The sequence below is a fragment of the Cupriavidus sp. 01T418 genome, assembly GCF_056398885.1.
Map to the genome: position 1 here is coordinate 1 of NZ_JBFTQG010000019.1, position 23,613 is coordinate 23,613.

Sequence of the window (23,613 nt, forward strand, 5' to 3'; positions counted from 1 at the left end):
TGTTTGTTTGTTAAAGAACGGCACCCGGTTCGCTTTGCTTACCGCGTCGCTGCGTTGTCCGCAGCAGAGAAACGAGATTATGAAGAGCAATCCGCGTTTCGTCAACAGGTTTTTTGACTTCCGTTCGCCGCGCCTGCGGCGCCGCCAACCACCCTGCCAACCCCCGCAACCCTTGTCCCGTCTGCGTTGCCGCCCGGTGTTCGTGTTGCGAGGGGGCGAACTATAAGGGAGCCATTCCACCTTGGCAATCGTTTTGTCACACGAGTATGCAAGGCCCTTTGGAAGGCGGTCGACCAAGCTATTGATCCATAAAGAAAATATGCCCTTCCCCGCCACCTTTGGATAGAGAATACCCGATGAAGTTACTCGGGTATTTCCCTATCAAGTTTTCAGCGATGCTGGAAATTGGCCGCTCGCTTCTCCACAAATGCCGCCATCCCCTCCTTCTGGTCTTCCGTCGCGAAGGTCGAGTGGAACAGGCGCCGCTCCAGATGCACGCCTTCGGAAAGGCTGGTCTCGTAAGCGGCGTTGATCGACTCCTTGATCATCATGACCACGGGCAGCGAGAAGCCGGCGATGGTCTCGGCGGCGGCCATGGCATCGTCGAGCAGCTTGTCGGCGGCCACCACGCGCGACACCAGCCCGGCGCGCTCGGCTTCGGCCGCATCCATCATGCGGGAAGTCAGGCAGAGGTCCATGGCCTTGGCCTTGGAGACCGCGCGCGGCAGGCGCTGGGTGCCGCCAGCGCCGGGCATGGTGCCCAGCTTGACCTCGGGCTGGCCGAAGCGGGCGGTATCGGCAGCAATGATGATGTCGCACATCATGGCCAGCTCACAGCCGCCGCCGAGCGCGTATCCGGCCACCGCCGCGATCACCGGCTTGCGGATGCGGCGGATCGCTTCCCAGTTCCGGGTGATGTAATCTCCCTTGTACACGTCCATATAGGAGTACTTGGCCATCATGCCGATGTCGGCGCCCGCGGCAAAGGCGCGATCGCTGCCGGTAATCACGATGCTGCCGATGCCCTCGTCGGCGTCAAAGGCGAGCAGCGCGGCGCCCAACTCATCCATCAGCGCGTCGTTGAGCGCGTTCAGCGCCTTGGGGCGATTCAGCGTCACCAGGCCGACGCGGCCACGCGTCTCCACCAGAATGTTCTCGTACGGCATGTGTTCTCCTCTTGGATGTAGATCGATTCGTTACCCAGCGAGACGATACTCGTGTCGCGTGCCACTGAAATCAAGAGTGTGAATCTATAAAAATCAATGACTTACGCTGACCCTGGCCATCTGCCTCGCGGGCTATTCTGCCACCTAATTCGAGAGTTGACGCAATTCGTGCCACATAACTTCAGGGGCACCTTAAGACACTTGCGATCCACCTTGCAATCGATGCCTGCGCACATTGACCGACGGCCGGAGCATCTTATAAGGTTAGATCTAGTAAGACGTTGGATTGGGCGATCCTGTCACGACGAATGATTCATGGGAAGGAAGTTTGTCTTGCACGGCATTGAGTTTCACGAAGGCTTGCACCTCTGGTCCAACCCAAGGCCGCGAGATACATGGGCGGCGATACACATCATCATGGCTCTCCCAACACAGTTTGACATCGTGGAACTGTCCGAGAAATACCCCCGCCGCGAACCGCACAAGCTCAATAAGGCACTTTTTCGACGGCGAGGAGTCTCTTGCCACCGACACGAGGGAACTGAGGGTATTTCGCGCAAAATCGAGGAAGTGGAGCCGAAAGGAACCACCGTTGACTGCAGTCGTTGGAATCACTCCTCCCGCCAGCACCGTTGGAATCCAATAACGAGATACAGGCTAACGCCCCACCATCGCCTATGGCGCTCCAGCAGAAACTAAGACTCCTTTCGACTTGGCTGCCAGCTGGTCTTCCCCAACTTCAGCCACGGGAACGAAACCTACCTTTACCTGGAGGACGTCCCCTATGAGTTTGAGAACATACTTGCGCGCTGGCTGTTGTTGCATCCAGAACTCACCGAGCACGACTCTCCGACGTGCGTCCTGATTGAACACCCGGAAATTTTCAAGCTAGTTGTCGCCTCCGCGAATAAGTTTCAGGCAGCTTTGCGCTCCTGGTTGTGATGCGGTTGGATGCCCCCATGGTGATCGGCCCGATCCGGGTTAAGATGCACGGCATGGATGCGCTTCCAGTTGCGCGTTGGGCCTTTCCAGCGCAGCGGATGACGCCGCCGTGCCGTCTCGTAGAGCATCGCGCGGCGATCCAGAATGTCCTGGTCTAGGTTGGCATGGCGCTGGGCCGGCGTTACGAACCGGATCGCGCTGTGGCGATGTTCGTGGTTATACCAGCGCACCAGTTCTGTGACCCAGGTGCGGGCCGCGAACAGGGTATCGAACGCCTCCAGCGGATAAGCAGGTCGGTACTTCAGGGTTTTGAACAACGATTCAGAAAAAGGGTTGTCGTTGCTCACGCCCGGGCGGCTCAATGACGGCATCACGCCCAGGGCCTGCAAGGTAGCTAGCATCGTGGCCCCCTTCATCGGGCCGCCGTTGTCGGAGTGCAGAACCACCTGGCCGGGCTGTATTGCCTCACGCGCGCAGAGATCCTTGATGACCTCGCTGGCCTGGGCGCTGCTCTCCTCGGCATAGRCCTGCCAGCCGACGATCTTGCGGCTGAACACATCCATAAAGAGATACAGATAAAAGTACTGCCCACGGATCGTTGTTGGCAGGTACGTGATGTCCCAGCTATACAACTGGTTCGGCGCGTCGGCACAGACGGCGCGTGGCTTGCTGCGTGCGTTGACCGGTCGCTCGCTGCGCCGGTGAGCGAGTTGCCTCTCTTCCCGCAGTACTCGGTGGAAAGTCGATTCCGAGGCGATATAGCGTTGCTGGTCAGCCAGTCGAGGCACGATCTGGCTCGGTGGCAAATGACCGAATTCGGCAGAGTTTGCGACCGCCAGCAGCTCGGCGCGTTCAGCGGCGGAAAGCTTGTGAGAGGGCTCATGGTGCCGTAACGAGCGCCCGTCCACCGCGTCAGGCTCGCCGCTCTGCCAGCGCTGCACGGTACGCGAGCTCAACCCAAGCATGTCACACGCGGATGTCTGGCGAGCCCCGGCCAGGGTCGCCTCGCTGATCAGGCCGATCAATGTTTTGCGCTCTTCAAGGGTCGTCATTCGGCCTCGCCCTCGAACAACGCACGATACTTTTTTTGCAGCACCAGCAGAGCCGCGGCTTCAGCCAGCGCCTTCTCCTTGCGGTTCAATTCGCGCTGCAGTTGCACATTGGCCTGCTTCAGGTCCCGGACTTCCTGGACGTTCTCGCGCCGGCTACCGGTCCCGCCGACGGCGCAAAAGTCCACCCGCCACTGTGCGAGATGATGAGCAAAGAGGCCCCGCTCTCGACACCACGCGTTCAGTGCTTCGTCGACCAGCCCGTGGCTCTCCTGCAAGGCCAGCAGCCTTTCTTCCAGCGACCAGTCATCTGGACGTTTAGCATGTTCAGAGCCCGAACTCCGACTCGCAGCGGCGCTATCTCTCATCCACCTCCTTAATGTCAGTACGTTCACATTTAATTCATCTGCCACGGATCCAACGGTACGGCTCCCGCGCTGCAGGACCTTGGACAGCGCCTGCTCCTTGAACTCGACAGAATACGTTTGTTTCGCCTTCAATCTACACCTCTGATTCTTGAAATTAAGAAAATTCAGAGGGTCGAGTGGCCCGAGGGAACTGCCCCCTCAGGCTCTCACAGATCCGTACGTGAATCTCTCGATTCATACGGCTCCTCTTGTCCGCCGTTCTTCGAAACAGAAATCCCAGTGCGCGAATAGCTGAGGAAGACTTTCCCGACAACGCTTGAGCCACGCCCAGGATTGCCGTTTGTGTCCTCTCAACCGCTTGTACTTGTTTCGCGCCCACCTTCCAAGCCGTAAGTCTATTCTGATCAAGAACCGCTTTAGCGGCTCCGGATAGAAGGCACCGTAGTAATTCACCCATCCCCGTACCATCGGGTTTATGCGCTGCGCCAGTTCGGGCAGCGTCAATGAGGTACTTCGATTGAGACTCAAGCTTCTGATGGCCTGAGACATTCGCGTTAGCACCTTTTGACTTACCGCAGGTCCGAATCCGGTGAACAAGTCTCCCGCTCGGTCTTGTACCGTCCGAGCGTGAAAGCTGAATCCAAGGAAGTCGAACTTAGTATGGGTATGTTCCTCCCGACGTCGTCCATCTTTACAGTAAACCAAGCGTGTCTTTTCCGGGTGTAGCAAAAGTCCACAAGCGGTAAGCCGTTCCCTCAAGACCGACAGGAACTTCTCCGCCTGCTGCTTCGTCCTGCAATGACAGACGACATCGTCGGCATACCGTTCAAACGGCACCTCCGGATGCTCAGTCTGGACCCATCGATCAAACGCATAGTGAAGAAAGAGGTTCGCCAACAATCGACTGATCACCCCGCCTTGCGGAGTGCCTCTATCCCGAGCAACCAGTTCCCCGGTTTGCTTCTGCACCGGGCTCTCTAGCCAGCGTCTAATGTAGAGTCGTGCCCATGGCTCCGTGACATGCTTTTCTACCGCACGTCTGAGGAGCTCGTGGTCGATGGTGTCAAAGAAGGATTTCAAATCAATATCGACTACCCAGTCGTAGCGCCAACAGTTCCTTCTCGCTTGCGCCACAGCTTGCTTCGCCGATTTGTTAGGACGATAACCGAACGACGATGAATGAAATATCGCGTCGATTCCCGGCTCAACCATTAACTTGACCGCCATCTGAGCCACTCGGTCCGTGATCGTCGGTATCCCGAGAGGGCGGAACCCATCCCCCTTCGGAACCAGCACCTCTTTGACCGGCTGAGGAAAATAACTCCCCGAACTCATTCGATTCCACAGGGCGTATAGATTTCTCGCCAAGCGATTTCGGAATACTTCAATACTTTCCCTGTCCACGCCCGGCCCTCCTTGATTGGCGGCCACGCGCTTCCAAGCTTCCCAAATCAACCGCTTGGGTATTTCGAACGACTTGACATCAACCCCGGAATCCTCCCGCATCGCGGTTGTTCTGTGATCTCCGCCAGACAAGGTCACGCCTTCGCTCCAGAGGTCATTACAACCCTTTCAACGCTACTACGCATGACTCCGCCCCTGTGCCTCGCATTGGTACTCTGACTCTCACGGGTTCTCCGCTTGAGCTTCTCCCTTAGCATCGAGACGACAGGTTCCCAAGTTCCGTATCCATGCCTGCAGGAAGGTCGCGCCATCTCTATGCCGGATGCCGTCAGACCCACCTCCAGGCTGCCGTCTGACTGATCCCGAGGTGTTGTCGAGCCCTCGGTTTTGACATCGTTGCAATTATCGACACTTCTTCGATGGTTCACTTGCGTTCGCCTCCTTCTAGCCTACCTGACGAGATTCATCCCGCCTTTTCCCTAGACGCTCACCACAACCGCTCTTAACGGAAGCAGCTCTGGGTGGTTTGGTATCACCGCCTGATCGGCGAAACCGAGGGGCCTACCCTCATCACGGATACAGCATGTACGACGACAAACTGTCGCTTTCCTTCTTGGCACACCGACAACTAGTCTGACACCGGGGGCATTCCCTTTCATACGTTGAAGGACGACGATATCGCAATGTATCAGCGCTTTCGTTCACGACATCGATCGCGATGCTCCGAGACGCAACGCCGTGAACGGCACGGCTTGGAGTTGTTGATCCGCTTCCTGCGCGATCAGGGAGTGTGTCCTGCTGGGAAAGCGCGCGCAATTGCCGCTGACCACGTTGCCGAGGAGTTCGCGCAGTCCTTGAGGCGTGATCAGGGATTAGCCGTTGTGACCGTTGAAACCTATGCAAGGCTGACACGCAAATTCCTGGTGTGGCGGTTCGCTCAAGGAGAGATCTGCCTGCATGACGTTCGCGCGACCGACGCCAGCGCTTTCGTTCAGAGCGAGGCAAAGCGCATGGGACCTGCTGCGCTGAAGAATGTCGTCAAGGCATTGAGGTCCTTCTTTCGCTACGCCCAGTTTCGGGGAGAGGTCACCGTGGCACTTGCCGCAAGCGTGCCAGCGGTGGCCAGTTGGGCGAGCACGCCCCCAATCCCCAGAGCCATCTCTCCCGAACACGCACAGCCCGCGATCGATAGTTGCGACCGCCGGACCGGGGTGGGCCGACGCGATCGCGCCGTGCTTCTGCTTCTGGCGCGACTGGGGCTACGAGCCTGCGAGGTCGTCAGGCTGACGCTAGATGACGTCGACTGGGACCGGGGTCAATTGCGCGTGTGTGGCAAGGGCGGCCGGGAGAGTTTCCTGCCATTGACCGCCGACGTAGGCGAGGCAATCGCCGCGTATCTGAGGCGTGGGCGTCCAAGGAGTCCAGACCGGCATCTCTTCCTTCGATCCGTAGCGCCGATACGCGGGCTGATGGAGGGCTCAGACGGAATCGGCACGATCGTGCGCCACGCGCTCAACCGTGCCCGGGTCGCTGCGCCGCACCGCGGCTCTCACCAATTCCGGCATGCTCTCGCTGTTCGCATGTTACAACTCGGCGCGTCGCTGCCCGAGATCGGACGGGTGCTTCGTCATCGTAGCCCGCAGTCCACCAGCCTTTACGCGAAGGTGGACCTCTGTACTCTCCGTACGTTAGCCATGCCGTGGCCGGGAGGTGTGCGATGAACACGCTTCGCGATGCACTCCAGGAGTACCTTGAACTGCGCCGCAGCCTGGGCTTCAAGATGCACGATGCTGGCTTGCAGTTGCCCCGATTCGTCAGCTTCATGGAGACTCGGCAAGCCGAGCACATCAGCACTGGCCTCGCTCTCGAGTGGGCGCAACATCCGTCGGTTCAACCCGCAGAATGGGCCAGACGCCTTTGTTTCGTGCGCGGCTTTGCTCGCCACCGCAGTGCAACCGACAGCCGCACGGAGATTCCGCCAGTCGGCATGTTGCCCCATCGGTCTACTCGAGCCAGACCTCATCATCGAGGCGCCACCGTCGACCAAGAACAAGCAGAAGGGCCGCGACCCGGAGATGCACCAGACCAAGAAAGGTAATGCGTGGCACTTTGGCATGAAGGCCCATCTCGGCGTGGATGCGGCTTCGGGGCTGATACACAGCATGGTGGGCACCGCGGCGAACGAGTCGGATGTGTCGCAGGCGCATGCCTTGCTGCACGGCCACGAAGAGCACGTGTTTGGCGATGCGGGCTACACGGGCGTGGAGAAGCGCGACGAGATGCAAGGCAAGTCCGTTAAGTGGCAAGTGGCCGTCAAGCGCGGCAAGATCAAGGCGATGCGTGACGGCGCCATCAAGGACTTGCTGATCGGCGTCGAGCGAGCCAAGGCCCGGATTCGGGCGCGGGTCGAGCATCCATTCCACGCCATAAAAAATCTGTTTGGTCATCGCAAGGTTCGCTACAAGGGTCTGGTCAAGAACACAGCGCAGTTGTTCAGCCTGTTTGGTCTGGCGAATCTGGTGCTGGCTAAAAAGCAGTTGTTGGCGCTGCGGGGGAGCAGTCCGTCCTGAGCGCGCAAAGCGCGCCAGGAAAGGCGCGAAACGAGAGAAAACCGGCTTGAATCGGCCGATCTCTCTCACATTGCGAAAACCCCGGTCATTGGCTTGTGCAACATCAAGCGAAAACCTCATTGATCAGCACTTCCCTAAGGAGAATAGATGCCCATCAATGGTTAGATGGGCATCTGTGCTCGCTATGGCGACCTCTATCGGACGTACGTTCCGCAACGAACCGCGACGACGCTGCTGGACCGGCAGATCGAGCAACTCGAACTCAAACTCGAGGAACTGCAGACCGACGAGGGCGCGGCGGCGCTACGTGCGCCACGCGTGCGCAGCGCCGGTGCCAACGGTGGGCGCAATCCGCTACCCGCGCACCTCGAGCGCGAAGACGTGGTGCACACCCCAGCCGAGACCACGTGCTGCGCATGTGGCAGCCCCTTCACGGTACTTGGCGAAGACGTGTCGGAGCAACTGGAGCTGGTGCCCGCACGGCTGCGTGTCATCCGGCACCGGCGCGTGAAGCTCGCCTGTACCGGCTGTGATCGCATCGTACAAGCTCCCGCACCGAGCCGGCCTATCGACCGTGGCATCCCCGGCCCGGGACTGCTGGCCAATGTCCTGGTCTCGAAGTTCTGTGACCACCAGCCCCTGTATCGCCAGTGCGCCCGCTGGGAACGCGAAGGCATCGAGTTGCCTGAATCCACGCTGGGTGACTGGGTCGGTGGCTGCTCGGCGTTGCTCACCCCACTGGTGGAAGCCGTGCGGGACCATGTAATGGGTGGCATCAAAGTGCATGGCGACGATACGCCGATCCCGGTGCTGGCGCCAGGTAACGGCAAGACGAAGATCGCGCGGCTGTGGACCTATGTGCGGGACAACCGTCCCGCCGCCGATACCGCACCGCCGGCAGTGTGGTTCGCCTACTCGCCGGACCGCAAGGGAGAGCACCCTCAGCGCCATCTGCAGTCTTTTACTGGCACGCTGCAGGCCGATGCGTACGCTGGCTTCAATGCTGTCTACGAGTCCGGGCGGGTGCAGGAAGCCGCCTGCTGGGCTCACGCCAGACGCAAGTTCCACGAGCTACATGTGGTACGCCCTAACGCCGTCACCGACCAGGCGTTGGCACGAATCGGCGAGCTCTATGACATCGAGCGGGAGATCCGCGGGCAACCGCCAGACCTGCGTCGGAAGATCCGGCAGCGGGAAGCGGCGCCGCGACTGACGGCGTTCAAGACCTGGCTGGAAGAGACGGCGGCCAAGCTCTCGCGCAAATCCGATACCACGGCCGCCATCCTTTATGCGCTCAAGCGCTGGCAGGCGTTCACGCGCTACGCCGAGGATGGGCGTCTGGAGATCGACAACAATAGCGCCGAACGCGCGCTGCGCGCCGTCGCTTTGGGCCGCAAGAATTTTTTATTTGCTGGTGCCGACAGCGGTGGCAAACGGGCTGCCGCGATGTACACGCTCATCGGCACTTGCCGGCTCAATGGCGTCAACCCGGAAGCGTACCTGCGTTATGTGTTGGGCCGCATCGCCGATCACCCCATCAATCGGATCGCCGAACTCCTGCCCTGGGCCGTTGCTGCCGAACTGCCGTCCCTCGACGCGCCCGCTCCCTAGCTCCCTGCTACGCCAACAGTGATTCATCCAGCACCGTCAACGACGGTGCTGACCGGGCCGTTACGCAGTTCACGCGATTCACCAATATCTCGCTCGTCTCGGGTGAATGTAAGACAAAAATTTTTTACTATCCTTGAAAGAATTTCAGAATTTATGCCGGATACCGGTGGCAACGCCAATCATATTGTTTTGACCGTTGCCAAGTGTGTAGCTGTTACCCAATGAAAGGCTGTTGGCATATGCGGTTGCCAACGACTCCATCATTAGGCCCGCATTTTTAGCATATGCAGTACTTAGATATAGATCCGTTCGCTTGGAAAATGAGTAGTTCGCGACGAATGCAATTTGCCAGGGATTCGCGACGTGAGTGTCGCCGAACAAGCTCTTCACGTTGTCGTAGTTGTATTCAAGAGTTAGCCCAATAGACGGGGTGAGTCGATAGTTCGCGCCTACCCAGTAGAAGTCATCGCGCTGAATCAATTGTCCCGCTGTATTTTTGCTCTGGGCCCAGCGATAGCCCCCCATGATCTTAACCGGACCGAAAGCGTAACTCGAACCCACTGCCGCTTTCTTTAGTGTCCCGCTACTAGTACCGATAGTTGGATTCCACTGATCGTAGGCAACGCTGACGCCAAGATCCGCCGCTTGGTATGTCACACCCGCGCCATATGCAGTGTCACGCCGGAACTGGCCTGGTACTTCGCCATTCCCACCAATTGGCGTGGCCACACCCACAGTCTGAGGCAAGGCTACCCCAGTACCAAAGGACCAGTGTGCGACCGCCGATACTGCGCCAAACTGGCCGGAGTACTTGACGGTGTTGTCCTGCCGAAAATTTGGGCCGGTCATCAAGACCCCTGGCTCGTACTGTGCGGCGTATGCCACTGGCACAAAGTTTGCCATCGCATCAAACATTGAATTGTATTGACGACCCATACTAAACTGCCCCATCCCCTCCTTCTGCAAGCCGACAAATGCCTGCCTCCCGAACATGCGGCCGCTTTGCTGAAGCGTTCCGTTGTCGAGTGCAAAACCGTTTTCCAGTACAAATACCGCATTCAGTCCGCTACCAAGGCTTTCCGTTCCACGGATACCCCAACGGGATCCGGAATACCCACCGGAGTTCAATCGGATGACATCATTGGAAGGGCCACGGTTGAACTGGTTAGCGGCAGTAGGAACAACGCCAACATGATTGGCATACTCCACGTTGATATCTACCACGCCATACAGCGTTACGCTCGACTGCGCGATCGCGGCGCTGGAGCAAACGAGGGATGTGGCGACAACCATATAATTTAGCTTCATTTGTCTCCTCCTTATATTTTCGGAAATTTCATTTCCGTAGTTCTTCGCAGTACGTGTGTTCGCTCTGTTGTCCGAGCGTCTGGTCATATAGTCGTGATACGACGGCTCACGTCAAGAAATTCGAGAAAACAATCCACCTCTCCGTACCCGACTAAGGTACAGTTCCGTAGGTAAAGCAGCGTCGCTACTGTCCCGGTTAAGCCTGCTTATCTATGGGTATCGGGGCGTCCTCAACCATCGCCTTGAGCAGCCGTTCGCTCGCATTGGCCAGGTGTTTTTGCATGGCCTGTCGCGCAGAGAACTCGTCTCCAGACAGAACCGCGTGAACAATTGAGCGATGTTCACGGGATGAAGCAAGTCGGTACTCTTCGTTGTTCAGACTGCTTGACATACGGCGTGGAAACGCCTGAAGGCGCATTCGATCGATCAAGTCCGACAACTGTGGATTGTCAGCGAAGGAGACGAGCATCGTATGAACCGTTTCGTTTTCAACCAGAAAGTCCTCGGCAGATTTCTGCTCTCCGAGGCGTCCTTCGCGGCTAAAAGCTTCTAGCCTGCTCCGATGGTCTCCGATATCGATATTTCGCGCCGCTAGTCCGGCCGCCAGCCCCTCAAGCGCTTCGCGAATCGCCATGATGTTTGCGAGATCCCGGCGCCCCATTCGTCGAACAACGGCACCCTTATTGGGTATCAGGTCGACCAGGCCTTCTGCAGAAAGACGAGCGAAAGCTTCCCGAACGGGGCCACGGCTTACTCCGTATTCTTTCCTGAGGTCTGCTTCCACAAGGCGTTGGCCTGGCAACAGCAATCCCTGTTCGATCGAATGACGAAGCTGTGCCACAAGCAGCGCTGTCCTCGACGAGGATTCAGCTTCCCTGGTTGGTTGCTCTTCCATATCCAGATCATTCCTATTTTTGTGACAGCCAGGCCCATGGGCGACACAAACGGTCTTCGGCTTGCCAAGCGGCTATCGACGTTCGTTCCAGCAGTGTTAGTTCAATGGTGTCTCGGCCTTGTAAGAGACAATCCCGACGCCATGGATCAACCTCAAATGGCACCACAGTGTCGCCGGAACGCACTTGCTGCAAGAAAAGGTTAACTTCGAATTGCGCGCCGTCACTCGCTAGCTTCATGAGATAATCCGTTGAGGCGGCGGGCAGCTTTATAGCCAGAACTCCATTCTGGAAACAATTGTCGTAGAAGATTTCTCCGAAGCTTGAGGCGACCACACAGCGAATCCCCGCACCGACTAATGCCCATACGGCTGCTTCACGCGAAGATCCGCAACCAAAATTCGGACCAGTTACCAGGATCGACGCCGTACGCCATGGCGGTCTGTTCAGCACGAAGTCGGGGTTCTCGGTGCCATCTTCGCGATAACGCAATGCCTCGAACGCAAAGTGCCCTAACTCTGATCGCTCCAATTGCGTCAATCGCTCAATGCGAATGATGACATCGGTGTCGACATTCGTGAAAGGCAGCGACGCAGCCAATCCGTTCACGATTGTGAATGACTGCATTAGAGGTACCTCCGCACGTCCACCACGGCGCCTGCCACTGCCGCAGCCGCAGCAGTCTGCGGGCTGGCGAGATGCGTGCGGGCTCGTGGTCCCTGGCGGCCAACAAAGTTGCGGTTGGAAGTCGAAATGCATCGCGCCAACGGTGGCACGCGTTCGCCGTTGGAGGCGGCACACATACTGCATCCTGCATCTCGCCATTCAAATCCAGCGGCACGAAAGATCAGGTCCAAGCCCTCTGCTTCCGCTTGGCGCTGGACCTCTTCAGAGCCGGGAACGACCCACGCCTGCACGTGTTCGGCAACACTTCGTCCCTTGATGATCTCAGCTGCACTACGAAGATCAGAAAGTCGCGAGTTGTTGCACGAGCCAATGAATACCCAGTCCACTTTTTCTCCTAACAGTAGTTGACCGGGCCGAAGCCCCATGTACTCGAATGCCGCAAGCATTGCGGCATGCTGCGCGCCATCTTCAACATCCTCGGGCCGCGGCAATGGCGCATCGATTTGAATCGCCTGCTCGGGACTCGTTCCCCAGGTTATCGTGGGAGAGATGTGGCTGGCATCGAGACAGACCTCCCGATCGAAATCGGCATCCGGATCGCTGAACAAGGCACTCCAAGCTTCGATTGCTTGCCCCCATAACGTGCCGGTCGGAGCAAAGGGACGATGCTTCAGATATTCAAAAGTATTCTGGTCAGGTGCAATGACGCCGAATCGAGCACCCAGTTCGACAGCCATGTTGCAGATGGTCAGACGCCCTTCCACAGACATGTCGCGAATGGTGGAGCCCGAGAACTCGACAGCGTATCCAACGCCGGCGGCCGTACCAAGCGTCTGGATAACGTACAAAATCACGTCCTTCGGCGCAACGCCTTTAGCCAGCCTGCCCTCGATGCGTACTCGCATGTTGCGGGGCCGCTTCAACCGCAACGTCTGGGTGGCTAACACATGAGCCACCTCGGACGTACCAATTCCGATTGCCAGGGCGCCAAGCGCCCCATTGGTGCACGTATGACTATCCCCGCATGCCACCGTGAGACCAGGAAGGACCCATCCAGTTTCCGGCCCAACCACGTGAACGATGCCTTGCGCTCCCGACCCGATATCGAGGAGTTGGATACCATTCTCACGTGCGCCCTGACGAAGCTGGTCGTACAACGGCGCGCCTATCTCCGAGGTACGTCCGCCCCGGCCAGGTTGGGAAGATACAGCATGGTCCGGCGTCGCGACGGCGAGTTCAGGATTCGATGGAAGCAAACCACGCGTCCGAACCGAGCGAAATGCGTCTGGCCCAGACAGGTCATGGATAAGACTTCGGTCGACATGCAGTAGAGACCAGCCGTCTCCGTAATCCCGGATGACGTGCGCATCCCATAGCTTTTCGAATAGGGTCTTGCTCACAACTTCTGCCTTAGTGCGTCCCACTCGTCAGCTCCAAAACGGCGAAACATTTCGCCGATTTTCATGCCGGTGTATGGCGTTGCAGGATAACGCCCTGCCTTGAGTTCGCTTAGTGCGCTATCGCAAGCCTCAATGCTCGCAATGATGAGCAGCCCCGGCACCAAGGCCAAGCGATAGCCCATTTCTTCAGCCTGTTCCACCGTAGGGACAGGACCGCGTCCACCAGGCGCGATATTGATTGCGCATGGCCCCTGAACCCTCTTCGGAATCGACTCGACTTCCTCGAAGGACTCTGGGGCTTCCACAAAGGCCATGTCGGCGCCCTCATCCAGCGCCGCATTTGCCCGGGCGATTGCTTCGTCGACCCCCAGAACTGAGCGAGCGTCGGTACGAGCAATTATCAGGAAATCTTCACTTGCCCTAGCACCAACTGCCGCTCGAATACTTGCCAACCATTCGGCGCGCGGCACTACCTGCTTACCATCCATGTGACCACAACGCTTGGGGGAAACCTGATCTTCCAGGTGCAGCCCCGCGACCCCGCGCCGCTCAAACTCGCGCACCGTTCGAATGACATTCAGTTCATTGCCGTATCCGGTGTCTGCATCGGCGATCACCGGTACATTGACAGTGCGAGCGAGCACACCTGCGTTTTCGGCCATCTCTGTCTGCGTAAGCAGTCCAAGGTCTGGGAATCCGTAGGCAATAGATGTACCACCGCCGGTCATGTAGACCGCAGGAAAGCCGGCCTGCTCTATCAGCTTGGCGGTCATTCCATTAAATGCGCCGGGAGCGACGACGATGCGCGGGCCGGCGAGTAGGGATCGAAGTTCGTGTGTAGGTGCCATGCGCTGTATTGTAGGACAATAAGTTTATCTTCTACAAGTTTCTCTCCATAAAATAGCTAACAAGACGCTTTTTATAGGGGCTTACACCTAGTTGCGCCGCGACAATCATTTTTTTGTCCTACAATTTTATAACCTACGCACCGTTTCAAGGAGGAGACAAGAATGTTCGCAATAGCGCGGCGCGATGCACGAGTGATGAACGAGACATACGAGGACTTCACATTCACTGTCCTAAATTTCATTGGTGCAGCTAAGGATGCCGGGGACGGCGGCCCACAGGCCTACCTCGCAACCGTCCCCCCAGGCAAGTCTGTGCAATCACACTTCCATCCGGTGAATCAGTTCCAAGTGTTCTTCGGCAGTGATGGCACTTACTTCGAGCGCCACTCAATTTCTGGGGTACACGTACAGTACGCTGACGCCTATACACCTTACGGCGCCTTCGGTGCTGGTGACACGCAGTTGAGTTTCTTCACACTGCGCGCGAAGAGCACTTCGGAACATCACACGATGCCCGGAGCCAGGGAGAAGATGCTGCGCCCTCGTGGAAGGTCGCTGCAGTCACCAGTACGCGAGACGGAATCTCCGAACCCCGTAACGATCACCGAAATTTTCGAACCACAGGCAGACGGCCTTGCGGTGTACCAACTGCGGATAGCGGCAGGCGTAGACGGAGTTGCGCCTTCACCCCAGAACTCCGGCGGCCAGTACGTCGTCGTTGTAAAGGGCGCTATGGCATGTCACGCCGGACACTTTCCATATCAGTCGTGCCTGTTCCTCGAGCCCGACGACGGTCCTCTTCACATGTCAGCGACAAGCGAAGAATGTGAGGTACTGATCCTTCAGTTCCCTCGCAGCGCCTAGCAAATAACTCGCTACTTCTCCTGAACCGCGAGCATTGACCGGTTAGGCCCGGCATGCTCCACACTTGACCAAGAGATCGTGTCATGTCCGTTGATCTGTTTTGTCGAATTCAAGCTACGGCAGGAGCGGCACTCATAACCGCCGCCATCGCCTCCGTTGCTAATGCACAAGCTTTTCCTTCGCACGCTGTACGTGTCATCGTGCCAGTCAGCGCAGGAACGACGGGTGATGTGCTCACACGCGCCGTGACAACCAAACTCTCCGAGAAATGGGGACAACCGGTTGTCGTTGATAACAGACCCGGTGCCAATACGGCAATAGGAGCCGAAGCCGTAGCGAAAGCCCCGGCCGATGGATACACCCTGCTGTTTACGACAGAAGCCACATTGGTCGCGAACCCCTCGCTGTACTCAAAATTGCCATATGACCCGGCGCGAGACTTTGAGCCCGTGACCATGCTGTTTTCCGTGCCCTATGCACTTGCAGTGAATAAGACTGTGCATGCAGCGACGTTGCGTGAGTTCATCGAGCTCGCCAAATCAAGATCAGGCGACTTGACTTACGCCTCCCCCGGAAACGGGTCGGCAGCTCATATCAACTTTGAGCTTCTGAACCGAGCCGCCGGTATCGACGTCAGGCATATCCCCTACAAGGGAGCCGGGCCTGCCATCACTGACTTGATCGGCGGCCAAGTGGGAGCAATGCTTCTACCCACCGGTGTCGCTTCCCAGTACGTCAAGGATGGAAAGCTCCGCGTTCTGGCGGTCGACAGGCAAAGTGATTCAACCCTGCTTCAATCGACTCCAAACTACCGCGATGCCGGGCTACCACAGTTTGCCCCGTTGACTGCCTGGGGAGCCCTCGTCGCGCCGACGGGAACGCCGAAAAGCATTGTCGCCAAGATCAACGCCGATGTCGCCAGTGCCTTGGGCATGCCAGAGGTCCGTAGTGTCTATGCCGCCCAGGGCGCAACACCAATCGGTAACAGCTCAACCGACTTCTCGCAGATGCTCAAGACGGATGCCGTCAAATGGGCGAAGGGAATCAAGGACTCTGGGGCGAAGCTGGATTGATCTCACAAACTATCGCAACAACGTGATGACTGAACTAACTGTAAAAGTCCTGCGCAAAAAGCAGGAAGCTGTAGACATTGCAAGCTTTGAACTGGGCCGTGCGGATGGGGGCCACTTGCCGCCATTCAGCGCCGGCTCACACGTCGATGTGCATACCCCCGGTGGCTTCATACGGCAGTACTCCCTGTGTAGCGACGCTGACGAGAAGAATCGGTATCGCATTGCCGTGCTGCGAGATCCGGCAACACGCGGTGGCTCGGTGGCCATGCACGACAAGGTAGCGGAAGGCGATCTCTTGACTATCAGCGAACCGCGCAATCATTTTCCACTCGTACATGCCCAGCGCACCATTCTGTTCGCCGGAGGCATTGGTGTCACCCCCCTACTTTGTATGGCGCAGCGGCTAGCGACCATTGGAGCAGACTTCGTCATGCACTACTGCGCGCGTTCTATTGAGCGCGCGGCTTTTCGTGACGAGATTGCGGCTTCACAGTTCGCTCACAACGTGCATTTCCACTTTGACGACGGCGACAACGCACAAAAGCTGGAATTGGCCGCGGCAATTGGAACGGAGCTTACAGGCACTCACATCTATGTATGCGGTCCCACGGGCTTCATTGATTTTGTATTGGAGGGCGCAAAATCGGTCGGACTTCCCGGCGAGCAGATCCACTCCGAGTACTTCGGTGCGGCTACGCAAGACGCAAGTGATGACAGCCCATTCCAGGTGAAGATCGCTACCAGCGGGAGAGTCCTGACGGTTGAGGCGGGTCAGACAGTCGTAAGGGCACTTGAAGCCGCAGGCATTGACGTACCTACGTCTTGCGAGCAGGGCGTATGCGGCGCCTGTTTGACACGTGTCTTGGAAGGCGAATGCGAGCATCGTGACTTATACCTGACCGCGGAAGAGAAGAGCAGGCATGACCAGTTTACTCCGTGCTGCTCGCGCGCCAAGAGCGCGATGCTAGTGCTAGATATCTAAGGCATGACCTAACGCGTGGCGGCGGACCGCAGCTCGCGCAGGAAGCGACTGCTCCGGATGCCCATGAAAACTCAATGAAATCCAGAACACCGTTCGGAACAGGGGAGAAGGAGACTTATATGTACATGAAGTTAGCAAGCCGACTAGCACTGACACCGGTAATTGCTCTAATCGCCCTCGGTACTACTGCCTTTGCGGCAGACGCTCCGAAGCCAGTTTGGAAGCCTGATCATCCCGTAACAATCATCGTGCCATATACGCCGGGCGGAGGTGCAGACATGACAGCCCGGGCCGTGAGCAAACAGCTCGGCGCGCTCTGGGGGAAACCGGTTGTTGTGGAGAATTTCCCGGGTGCTGACGGGCTGATCGGAACTCGAAAGGTTATGGAGGCAAAACCCGATGGCCACACCCTTCTCATGCAGATTCCCGCACTCGTCGTCACGAAGCATCTCCCGGGCCTAAAGGGGAGCGACCCCATCACGCGCCTCGACCCGGTCAGCGCGGTAGTGCAGTCTCACGTGTTAGTCACCGCGAATCCCGCGGTGCCGGCCAAGTCAATGAAGGAGCTTGTTGCCTACTGCAAGACTGCCCCCGAACCGTGCTCTATCGGTGCGGGCGAGACACTGGCGCGAGTCTGGGCTAAGCAACTGAGGTCGGAGGGTGGTCTGCCTAATCTGATCGTTGTGAACTACAGGGGCTCGAGCGCGGTCGTAGCCGATCTGCTTGCAAGCCACGTGACGATGTCCTTCACAGGAATTACGGCGTCGTTGCCGCACTACAAGGCTGGCAAGCTCAAGATCCTCGCGACGCAGGCACCCAAACGGGCTGCGGCCCTTCCCGAGGTCCCAACAGCCGCCGAGTCCGGTTTTCCACAGTTTCAAGGGGTAACCTGGTTCGGGTTGTTCGCGCCAAAGGGTACGCCTCTCCCAATTCGTGAAGCATGGGTCTCGGCGCTTCGGGAAGTGGTCAAAGATCCCGAGGTGGTCAAAGCAATTACCCTCGCAGGATCAGAGCCACTGGTGAACTCGACTCAGGAGTTCGAAGCACAGGTCCGGCGCGACGCCGAATACTGGGATACGCTCGTCAAGAAGTATCCCCTTGACTAACGCGTTCGCCTCGTCCCGCCCTAAAGCCAGGAAGCCAACCACCTGAAACGCCAGCGTCGGTCGTAGAACCCCGGTGCCAAGCGAGCCGTTGTCGAAGGGCCGACAACCAGGCGCACCAGGTTTTGATGATGAGTTCGCCCAGGATAAGCTGAAGGCGCGGGAGCAGACTAGGCGCGGGTCACGCCCCAACATGTTCCAGCATGTTGAAGACCGAAATGAAAATTGGTCCAAACTCGGGCGGCAATGCTGCCCGATATCCGTACCATCACTTTGCCGAGTCGCAATACGGCCCGCGCAACATTCACCTCTGCTCGTATCCCGGCCCTATTCCCATGAAGATTGTATTCCTGGACCGTTCGACCATCTCCCCGCAGACGACGCTCAAGACGCTGCCCTTCTCGCATGAGCTTATCCTCCACGATGAGACGGCAGATAAACAAGTGACGGAGCGCATCGCTGACGCTGATGTCGTCATTACCAACAAGGTGAAGCTCACAGGCCAGCAGCTAGAGAAAGCGACGAAGCTAAAGCTTGTCGCCGTCGCGGCGACCGGAACGGATATCGTCGACCTCAAGGCGTGCACGGCGCGTGGCATTGTCGTCTCCAACATCCGCAACTACGCCGTCCACACGGTTCCTGAACATACCTTCGCGTTGATTTTCGCGCTGCGCCGCAGCCTGACCGCATATCACGATGCGGTGCGGAAAGGTCGCTGGCAGGAGGCTGGGACGTTCTGCTTCTTCGATTACCCCATCAAAGACCTGCATGGTTCGGTACTAGGCATCATCGGTGATGGTGTGCTGGGCCAGTCCGTTGCTGCGCTGGCTCGTGCGCTGGGCATGCAGCCTCTCTTCTCCGCCTACAAGGGACGCAATGACATGGGTCCTTTGTACACGCCGTTTGAAGAAGTTCTCCGTCGCAGCGACGTTATCACACTGCACTGCCCGCTGACGCCTCAGACGCGCAACCTTATCGACTCCGCGGAGTTCGACATGATGGAAAAGCGTCCCCTGCTCATCAATACGGCACGCGGGGGCCTTGTGAGCGAATCCGCGCTTGTACATGCGTTGAAGGCAGGAAAGGTGTCCGGGGCGGGCTTCGACGTCGCCACTCAGGAGCCCCCGGGCGAAGACCATCCGTTCAATCAGTTGAAGGATGAGCCGAACTTCATCCTGACGCCCCACGTTGCCTGGGCCAGCGATGAGGCGGTGCAAGGTCTGACCGACCAGTTGTTCGGCAACATTGCTGCGTTCGTGGAAGGTAGCCCGCGCAACATAATAATTTGACGAGACCTTGAAGCCCGAAAATGGCGAACACCATGAGGCGCTACCGTAGAGCAAAGATTGTCGAAACGTTGGGGACCGCGACGTCAGCCCAAGACTCCATTCGCTCGCTGTTCGCAGTTGGATCCGATGTATTTCGATTTAACTTCAGCCACGGGGCTCATGATAGCCGTCAGCGGCTACCGAAATCGGCGCTTGTCGATGGGGCAGCCGTTCCCGAAGGAGTTCCGGTATGAGCCGCACCGGATTTCGTGTTCTGGTTGCCCCCGATTCATTCAAGGGTAGCTTGGGCGCGTCAGCTGTGGCGGAACGAATTCGTGCCGGGACTCTGAGGGATGTTTGGTTTGCCGAGCCATCGCCACCGTCGTTGCTCGCGTTCTGAAATATCTGTCGCATGCCGCTGGAAAAAACAGCACTGGGTCGACACTTCGAATCGCAGCGTCTCACCGGCGCTGCACCTGGCCGCGTAGCGGCCCAGGAATCCTCGTCCCTTCAGAGCGAGGAGGAAGTCAAGCCTTGGTAAGGGCGGCCCGGCGCTTCGCGATGCACTGGTCTCGATACTGGCGAGCGAATTGGGCGGCACCGGTCGTGTATTCAACGCCCGCAGCAGCCTGTTCAAGGCAATGCGCAAGTTCGAGCGCCTCCTCACCGCAATCGAGGCCTATCCATCGAGCATACTTGAGCTTGGCGTCGAGGCCCTCGTTCCAGAACTGCGTGCAAATCCACTCCAAGGCGTCCTCAGCAGTCGTTGGGCGCGCCAGCGGCGGCAGGGCCATCAGCATTTCTGCGTTTGCCTCATCGAATGCGCTTCGCTTCAAATACTTCTTGACTTCACGCAACACATTTTGCCCATTCCTGTCGCGTCGCAAAGCAACGGAAGTCCAGGAGGGATATTGTTTCGAAACGGCACTAATCACGGGCTGCAATTGGAAGTCGCGCCAAAATCGCGGAAGCGGCTTGTACGCGTGCTCCAATGCGAATTGGAGCACGCCGGACTCAACGTCGGTATCCTTCAGCCCGCAGTCCACCATATAAGCGACGACGTTGTCGCCGACTTCCTCATAGACGTCTACGGTGATTTGTTGGTTTGATTTTTTAGTATTCATGCTCTGTAACCGGATTGGGCTGCGAGCCATGCCGATCGGCGGCTCGCACAGGCTTGTGTTGCCTGCATAAGAGTGTAGGTTTGGCGAGGAGGCATGATTTGAGCAAAAGGGCTCCGCGCCCTGCTCTGGCGTGTGCGAGAGCGGAATACTTCGAACCAATAGGAGTCGTTCTCGCAGTGGAGCGGCACCAACTTTTTTTGTATTGGGACGATCCGGGTACGCTGATAGCTTCCGCGGCCCGTACGCTCACGACCACGCCGTCCTTGGCTGCCCTTCGTTCACCGGGTTGCGCTATCCCTCACCGGCCTGAAGGCCGGCGCATCCCGCGCAACCTGGTGAAGACCGTTGGCACCCAAACTGGATCATCCATCGACAGCCGATGATCTCCGGCGCGATGCTGGGCCGGCCATCCTTGATATCGGCCTCCTACATCTGCGCATCAAAGTAGGTTTGGATGGGGTCCTCAAATCAATGCTTTAGTTGGTCGTCGCGCTGACGACCGCTCGAGCTATTTCAGCAGCCTGTTAAGGTGTTATGAGGTTGACAAACCACGCACGCATGCGAGAGTTTCCCTTAGCGCGGACTCGCCGGGCCACGGCCGCAGTAACGTGCTCGAAGCTGACCATGTTGACCGACGCAACAACCGGGCTCGCAGGCCTGTTTATAGACACCCCTGTTTTGCAGACAAGGTCTGCCGTTCGGTGGGATGCCATGGACTTGAGGAAATCTAGGCTCTGAAAGGTTCCTGCATGGCAATTAGATACCCTGCTTCTCGCTGCACGTCCGCCCATTTCTCGCGAAGCAGGCACACGCATTCCTCGACGACTTCGTAGATCAGTGCGCAACTATCGATGTCGGTAATACCCATGAATGCGAGGTCCGAGTCGGAGGCGTCTCCACTCCAAATCCGCGCGAACAGGATGTCCACCGTCGCGCCAGCATCGTCTGTTTCACCGCTCAAAATGGCCTCGGCCAACAAACCGGCCATGCCCACGAGCACCTTCCAATTCGCAGGCAGCTCATGAGCAAAGAAGCCCTGCCCTATCGCAATCTTATGCATATTCTCGGGACAGGTCCGAGGACGGAACTGCCCGAGCCAAGTAACCTCCTCTATATTGCCGCTCTGGTTTTTCCAGATGACCGCGTCTCCGGCGCCGCCGAAATGCTCCCAGAGCACCTTGTKACCCGCTTCGTGGTAAGCGGCGTTGCGGAGTTCCTTTGCAGCTATTTGTTCCTCGGCGAATTCAGCCAGCTTCATTGCGTGCCGTCGATGTTTGGACCATAAGATATAGATTGATGAGAGCACCATGACTCCCGGTCAACGGAGGACATTATCTTTGCCAGAGGCGTCCCCGGCGCATTCTTCGCAGAACGATCTGCGTGCAGTAACGATTGGGCGGCCGCGACACCAGGCGCGAAGGTCCTCCCTGTATCGGCGAGAATCGGTGCGTGCTGTTTAATATTGACCGCGGGGCATTTGAGGCGAAAATTTAGGCAGGATAGGTCGCCACGCGGAGCGCGGAGTTTAGCCTCCCCGTCAATCACCTGGATGTGACGTATAGTGTCGAATTCCCGAGAGCGCCCACCGAACGTTGGAACCCCATGGACAAGAGTCAGCTTGAAGAAGCGTTTCAGAACGGAACAATCCGTGCAGTCACCATCGATACCAACATATTCCACCGGCAGCAGCAAAACCTCGAGTCCGAAGCCATGAGCCTGATCCCTCAGCTTGGCGTCGCCAATCTGCGGTTTATTATCTCAGACGTGGTGCTTCGGGAAATTCATAAGTATCTGGACAAGAAGTACACCGACGCTACACAAGAAGACGGCAAAGCCTTGAATCGGATTGCCGGTCTTGTCTCACCCCATCTATCTGAAGCGTTGACGAAAGAAGTTGCAGCCCGGCCTAGGGACGCGCGGGCGGATGTCGGTTCTTTTGTTGAAAGGACAGGTGCTATCGTTATCAAGCCGACCGGCGAAGATACCCTCCAGTCCATGCTGGACAAATACTTCAAGGGTGAACCGCCGTTTGGAGAAAAGAAAAAGACAGAGTTCCCCGATGCGATAGCGCTGCTTAGCATTGAACAATGGGCAAAGGCAGAGAACGCGAAGGTGCTCTGCATCTCGAACGACGGAGACTGGAAGAGCTATTGTGATACTAGCGATCAGCTCATTTGCGTTGATGACCTTGAACTCGTGCTCTCTGCCGCTTCCGCTTGCATTACGGACGAATCGGTCTCGAGGCTAGTAGAAAGCGCTGTTCAGAAGCTTATCGCTTCAGGGGGCTTGGGTGACAAGATTCGAGACGTCTTTCAAGACCAGATCGAGCGCCGAAGTCCTATTATTGAAGCCGATTCACATCTGTCTTTCGAAGAAGAAGATGTTGAAGTCGCTATCGACGGCGACTCGCTTCAAGTGCACTCTACCGACCTTCTTTCGGTCAAAGACGAGACAGCAGTTGTCCGACTAAGGGTCGAAGCCTCGGTAGATTGCAGCGCCACGTTTCAGTTCAGCATCTATGACTCAATGGACAAGGACTACGTCGGACTAGGTGGTTCTCGCCACGAGGCATCGGAGCAAGTCGAAGCGGACATCTTCTTCCATTTCGATATTGAGGAACTTCGGTCGGGCAAGAGTCTTCAACTCAGCGAGGACGATATTGTGGAGGCGAGTGCAAAGGTGGACTCGTACATTGTGGATTTCGGCACTGTCCTACCCGACGACCATGATGACAATGACTGGCGTGAATAGCCACCCATAACGGCCGTCCGCTTCTTGCTCTAGAATGGTCGTCCAGGTTGAGGAGCGTTCAGCCGGTAGAGTAGTCGGAACGGACAATTGCGTCCTTTCGCACTTCGCAGATCAATCCGCAAGACCGCCCCGGGAAGCGGTTGCCCCCTGAATTGTCATCAGCTTAGCTATCAAGCGCGTGCAAGAATACTCGAGTTAGGCACGTATCCGTGCCATCTTCTGTTCATTTGAATGGTAAGAGCCAAAATTGACCAATGAGTGA

General features: G+C 57.5%; 17 protein-coding genes and 3 pseudogenes. 10 read left to right on the forward strand and 10 right to left on the reverse strand.

Going from position 1 to position 23,613, the window contains the following annotated elements; genetic code table 11:
* Positions 1–389: 389 nt before the first annotated feature.
* From AC1DQ3_RS19120 to ltrA, 3 genes and pseudogenes are all read right to left on the reverse strand, one after another.
* Entirely contained in the window at positions 390–1,166 is a 777-nt protein-coding gene (locus tag AC1DQ3_RS19120) for an enoyl-CoA hydratase (RefSeq protein WP_477121728.1), read from the reverse strand.
* A gap of 914 nt (positions 1,167–2,080) precedes the next feature.
* Positions 2,081–3,657: pseudogene (locus AC1DQ3_RS19125) on the reverse strand (IS3 family transposase).
* A 102-nt stretch (positions 3,658–3,759) separates the two neighbouring features.
* Positions 3,760–5,067 carry a group II intron reverse transcriptase/maturase gene (ltrA, locus tag AC1DQ3_RS19130; RefSeq protein ID WP_477121729.1) on the reverse strand — a complete coding sequence of 436 codons (1,308 nt, stop codon included), beginning with the start codon at positions 5,065–5,067 and terminating at the stop codon, positions 3,760–3,762.
* A gap of 545 nt (positions 5,068–5,612) precedes the next feature.
* On the opposite strand from ltrA, the gene AC1DQ3_RS19135 reads away from it, so the two are divergent.
* The 3 genes and pseudogenes from AC1DQ3_RS19135 to tnpC all read left to right on the forward strand — a co-directional run.
* Positions 5,613–6,650, forward strand: coding sequence for a tyrosine-type recombinase/integrase (locus AC1DQ3_RS19135; protein ID WP_477121730.1), 1,038 nt, complete (start codon positions 5,613–5,615; stop codon positions 6,648–6,650).
* A 297-nt stretch (positions 6,651–6,947) separates the two neighbouring features.
* A pseudogene (locus AC1DQ3_RS19140) lies at positions 6,948–7,499 on the forward strand (IS5 family transposase); the annotation flags it as partial.
* Positions 7,500–7,733: 234 nt separating this feature from the next.
* Positions 7,734–9,110: pseudogene (tnpC, locus tag AC1DQ3_RS19145) on the forward strand (IS66 family transposase); the annotation flags it as partial.
* Positions 9,111–9,254: 144 nt separating this feature from the next.
* On the opposite strand, the gene AC1DQ3_RS19150 reads toward tnpC, so the two are convergent.
* The 5 genes from AC1DQ3_RS19150 to AC1DQ3_RS19170 form a co-directional block, all read right to left on the reverse strand.
* Complete coding sequence (locus tag AC1DQ3_RS19150; RefSeq protein ID WP_477121731.1) at positions 9,255–10,418, reverse strand: porin; 1,164 nt, start codon at positions 10,416–10,418, stop codon at positions 9,255–9,257.
* 196 nt (positions 10,419–10,614) lie between these two features.
* Positions 10,615–11,313, reverse strand: coding sequence for a GntR family transcriptional regulator (locus AC1DQ3_RS19155; RefSeq protein ID WP_477121732.1), 699 nt, complete (start codon positions 11,311–11,313; stop codon positions 10,615–10,617).
* A 13-nt stretch (positions 11,314–11,326) separates the two neighbouring features.
* Positions 11,327–11,938 (reverse strand): 3-isopropylmalate dehydratase small subunit, encoded by a 612-nt coding sequence (gene leuD / locus AC1DQ3_RS19160; RefSeq protein WP_477121733.1) that lies wholly within the window; start codon positions 11,936–11,938, stop codon positions 11,327–11,329.
* The gene (leuC, locus tag AC1DQ3_RS19165; protein ID WP_477121734.1) at positions 11,938–13,362 is read right to left on the reverse strand and encodes a 3-isopropylmalate dehydratase large subunit; all 1,425 of its coding nucleotides are present in this window, start codon (positions 13,360–13,362) and stop codon (positions 11,938–11,940) included. Before leuC ends, leuD begins: the two co-directional genes overlap by 1 nt.
* A complete protein-coding gene (locus tag AC1DQ3_RS19170; protein ID WP_477121735.1) occupies positions 13,335–14,186 on the reverse strand; it encodes an isocitrate lyase/PEP mutase family protein in 852 nt (283 codons plus the stop codon). Before AC1DQ3_RS19170 ends, leuC begins: the two co-directional genes overlap by 28 nt.
* Before the next feature lie 162 nt (positions 14,187–14,348).
* Between AC1DQ3_RS19170 and AC1DQ3_RS19175 the strand changes: the two genes are divergently transcribed.
* From AC1DQ3_RS19175 to AC1DQ3_RS19200, 6 genes are all read left to right on the forward strand, one after another.
* Positions 14,349–15,050: a hypothetical protein gene (locus tag AC1DQ3_RS19175; protein ID WP_477121736.1), complete on the forward strand. Its 702-nt coding sequence runs from the start codon at positions 14,349–14,351 to the stop codon at positions 15,048–15,050.
* A gap of 83 nt (positions 15,051–15,133) precedes the next feature.
* Positions 15,134–16,123: a Bug family tripartite tricarboxylate transporter substrate binding protein gene (locus tag AC1DQ3_RS19180; RefSeq protein WP_477121737.1), complete on the forward strand. Its 990-nt coding sequence runs from the start codon at positions 15,134–15,136 to the stop codon at positions 16,121–16,123.
* Between the two features lie 25 nt (positions 16,124–16,148).
* Positions 16,149–17,105, forward strand: coding sequence for a PDR/VanB family oxidoreductase (locus tag AC1DQ3_RS19185; protein WP_477121738.1), 957 nt, complete (start codon positions 16,149–16,151; stop codon positions 17,103–17,105).
* Between the two features lie 74 nt (positions 17,106–17,179).
* Positions 17,180–18,211 (forward strand): Bug family tripartite tricarboxylate transporter substrate binding protein, encoded by a 1,032-nt coding sequence (locus AC1DQ3_RS19190; protein ID WP_477121739.1) that lies wholly within the window; start codon positions 17,180–17,182, stop codon positions 18,209–18,211.
* 332 nt (positions 18,212–18,543) lie between these two features.
* Positions 18,544–19,497: a D-2-hydroxyacid dehydrogenase gene (locus AC1DQ3_RS19195; RefSeq protein ID WP_477121829.1), complete on the forward strand. Its 954-nt coding sequence runs from the start codon at positions 18,544–18,546 to the stop codon at positions 19,495–19,497.
* 32 nt (positions 19,498–19,529) lie between these two features.
* Positions 19,530–19,730, forward strand: coding sequence for a pyruvate kinase (locus AC1DQ3_RS19200; RefSeq protein ID WP_477121740.1), 201 nt, complete (start codon positions 19,530–19,532; stop codon positions 19,728–19,730).
* A gap of 273 nt (positions 19,731–20,003) precedes the next feature.
* Here AC1DQ3_RS19200 and AC1DQ3_RS19205 read toward each other — a convergent pair whose 3' ends face one another.
* Both AC1DQ3_RS19205 and AC1DQ3_RS19210 read right to left on the reverse strand, forming a co-directional pair.
* Positions 20,004–20,600: a hypothetical protein gene (locus AC1DQ3_RS19205; protein WP_477121741.1), complete on the reverse strand. Its 597-nt coding sequence runs from the start codon at positions 20,598–20,600 to the stop codon at positions 20,004–20,006.
* Positions 20,601–21,327: 727 nt separating this feature from the next.
* Positions 21,328–21,858: a hypothetical protein gene (locus tag AC1DQ3_RS19210; protein ID WP_477121742.1), complete on the reverse strand. Its 531-nt coding sequence runs from the start codon at positions 21,856–21,858 to the stop codon at positions 21,328–21,330.
* 344 nt (positions 21,859–22,202) lie between these two features.
* Between AC1DQ3_RS19210 and AC1DQ3_RS19215 the strand changes: the two genes are divergently transcribed.
* Positions 22,203–23,351 carry a PIN domain-containing protein gene (locus tag AC1DQ3_RS19215; RefSeq protein WP_477121743.1) on the forward strand — a complete coding sequence of 383 codons (1,149 nt, stop codon included), beginning with the start codon at positions 22,203–22,205 and terminating at the stop codon, positions 23,349–23,351.
* The last annotated feature ends 262 nt before the right edge of the window (positions 23,352–23,613 follow it).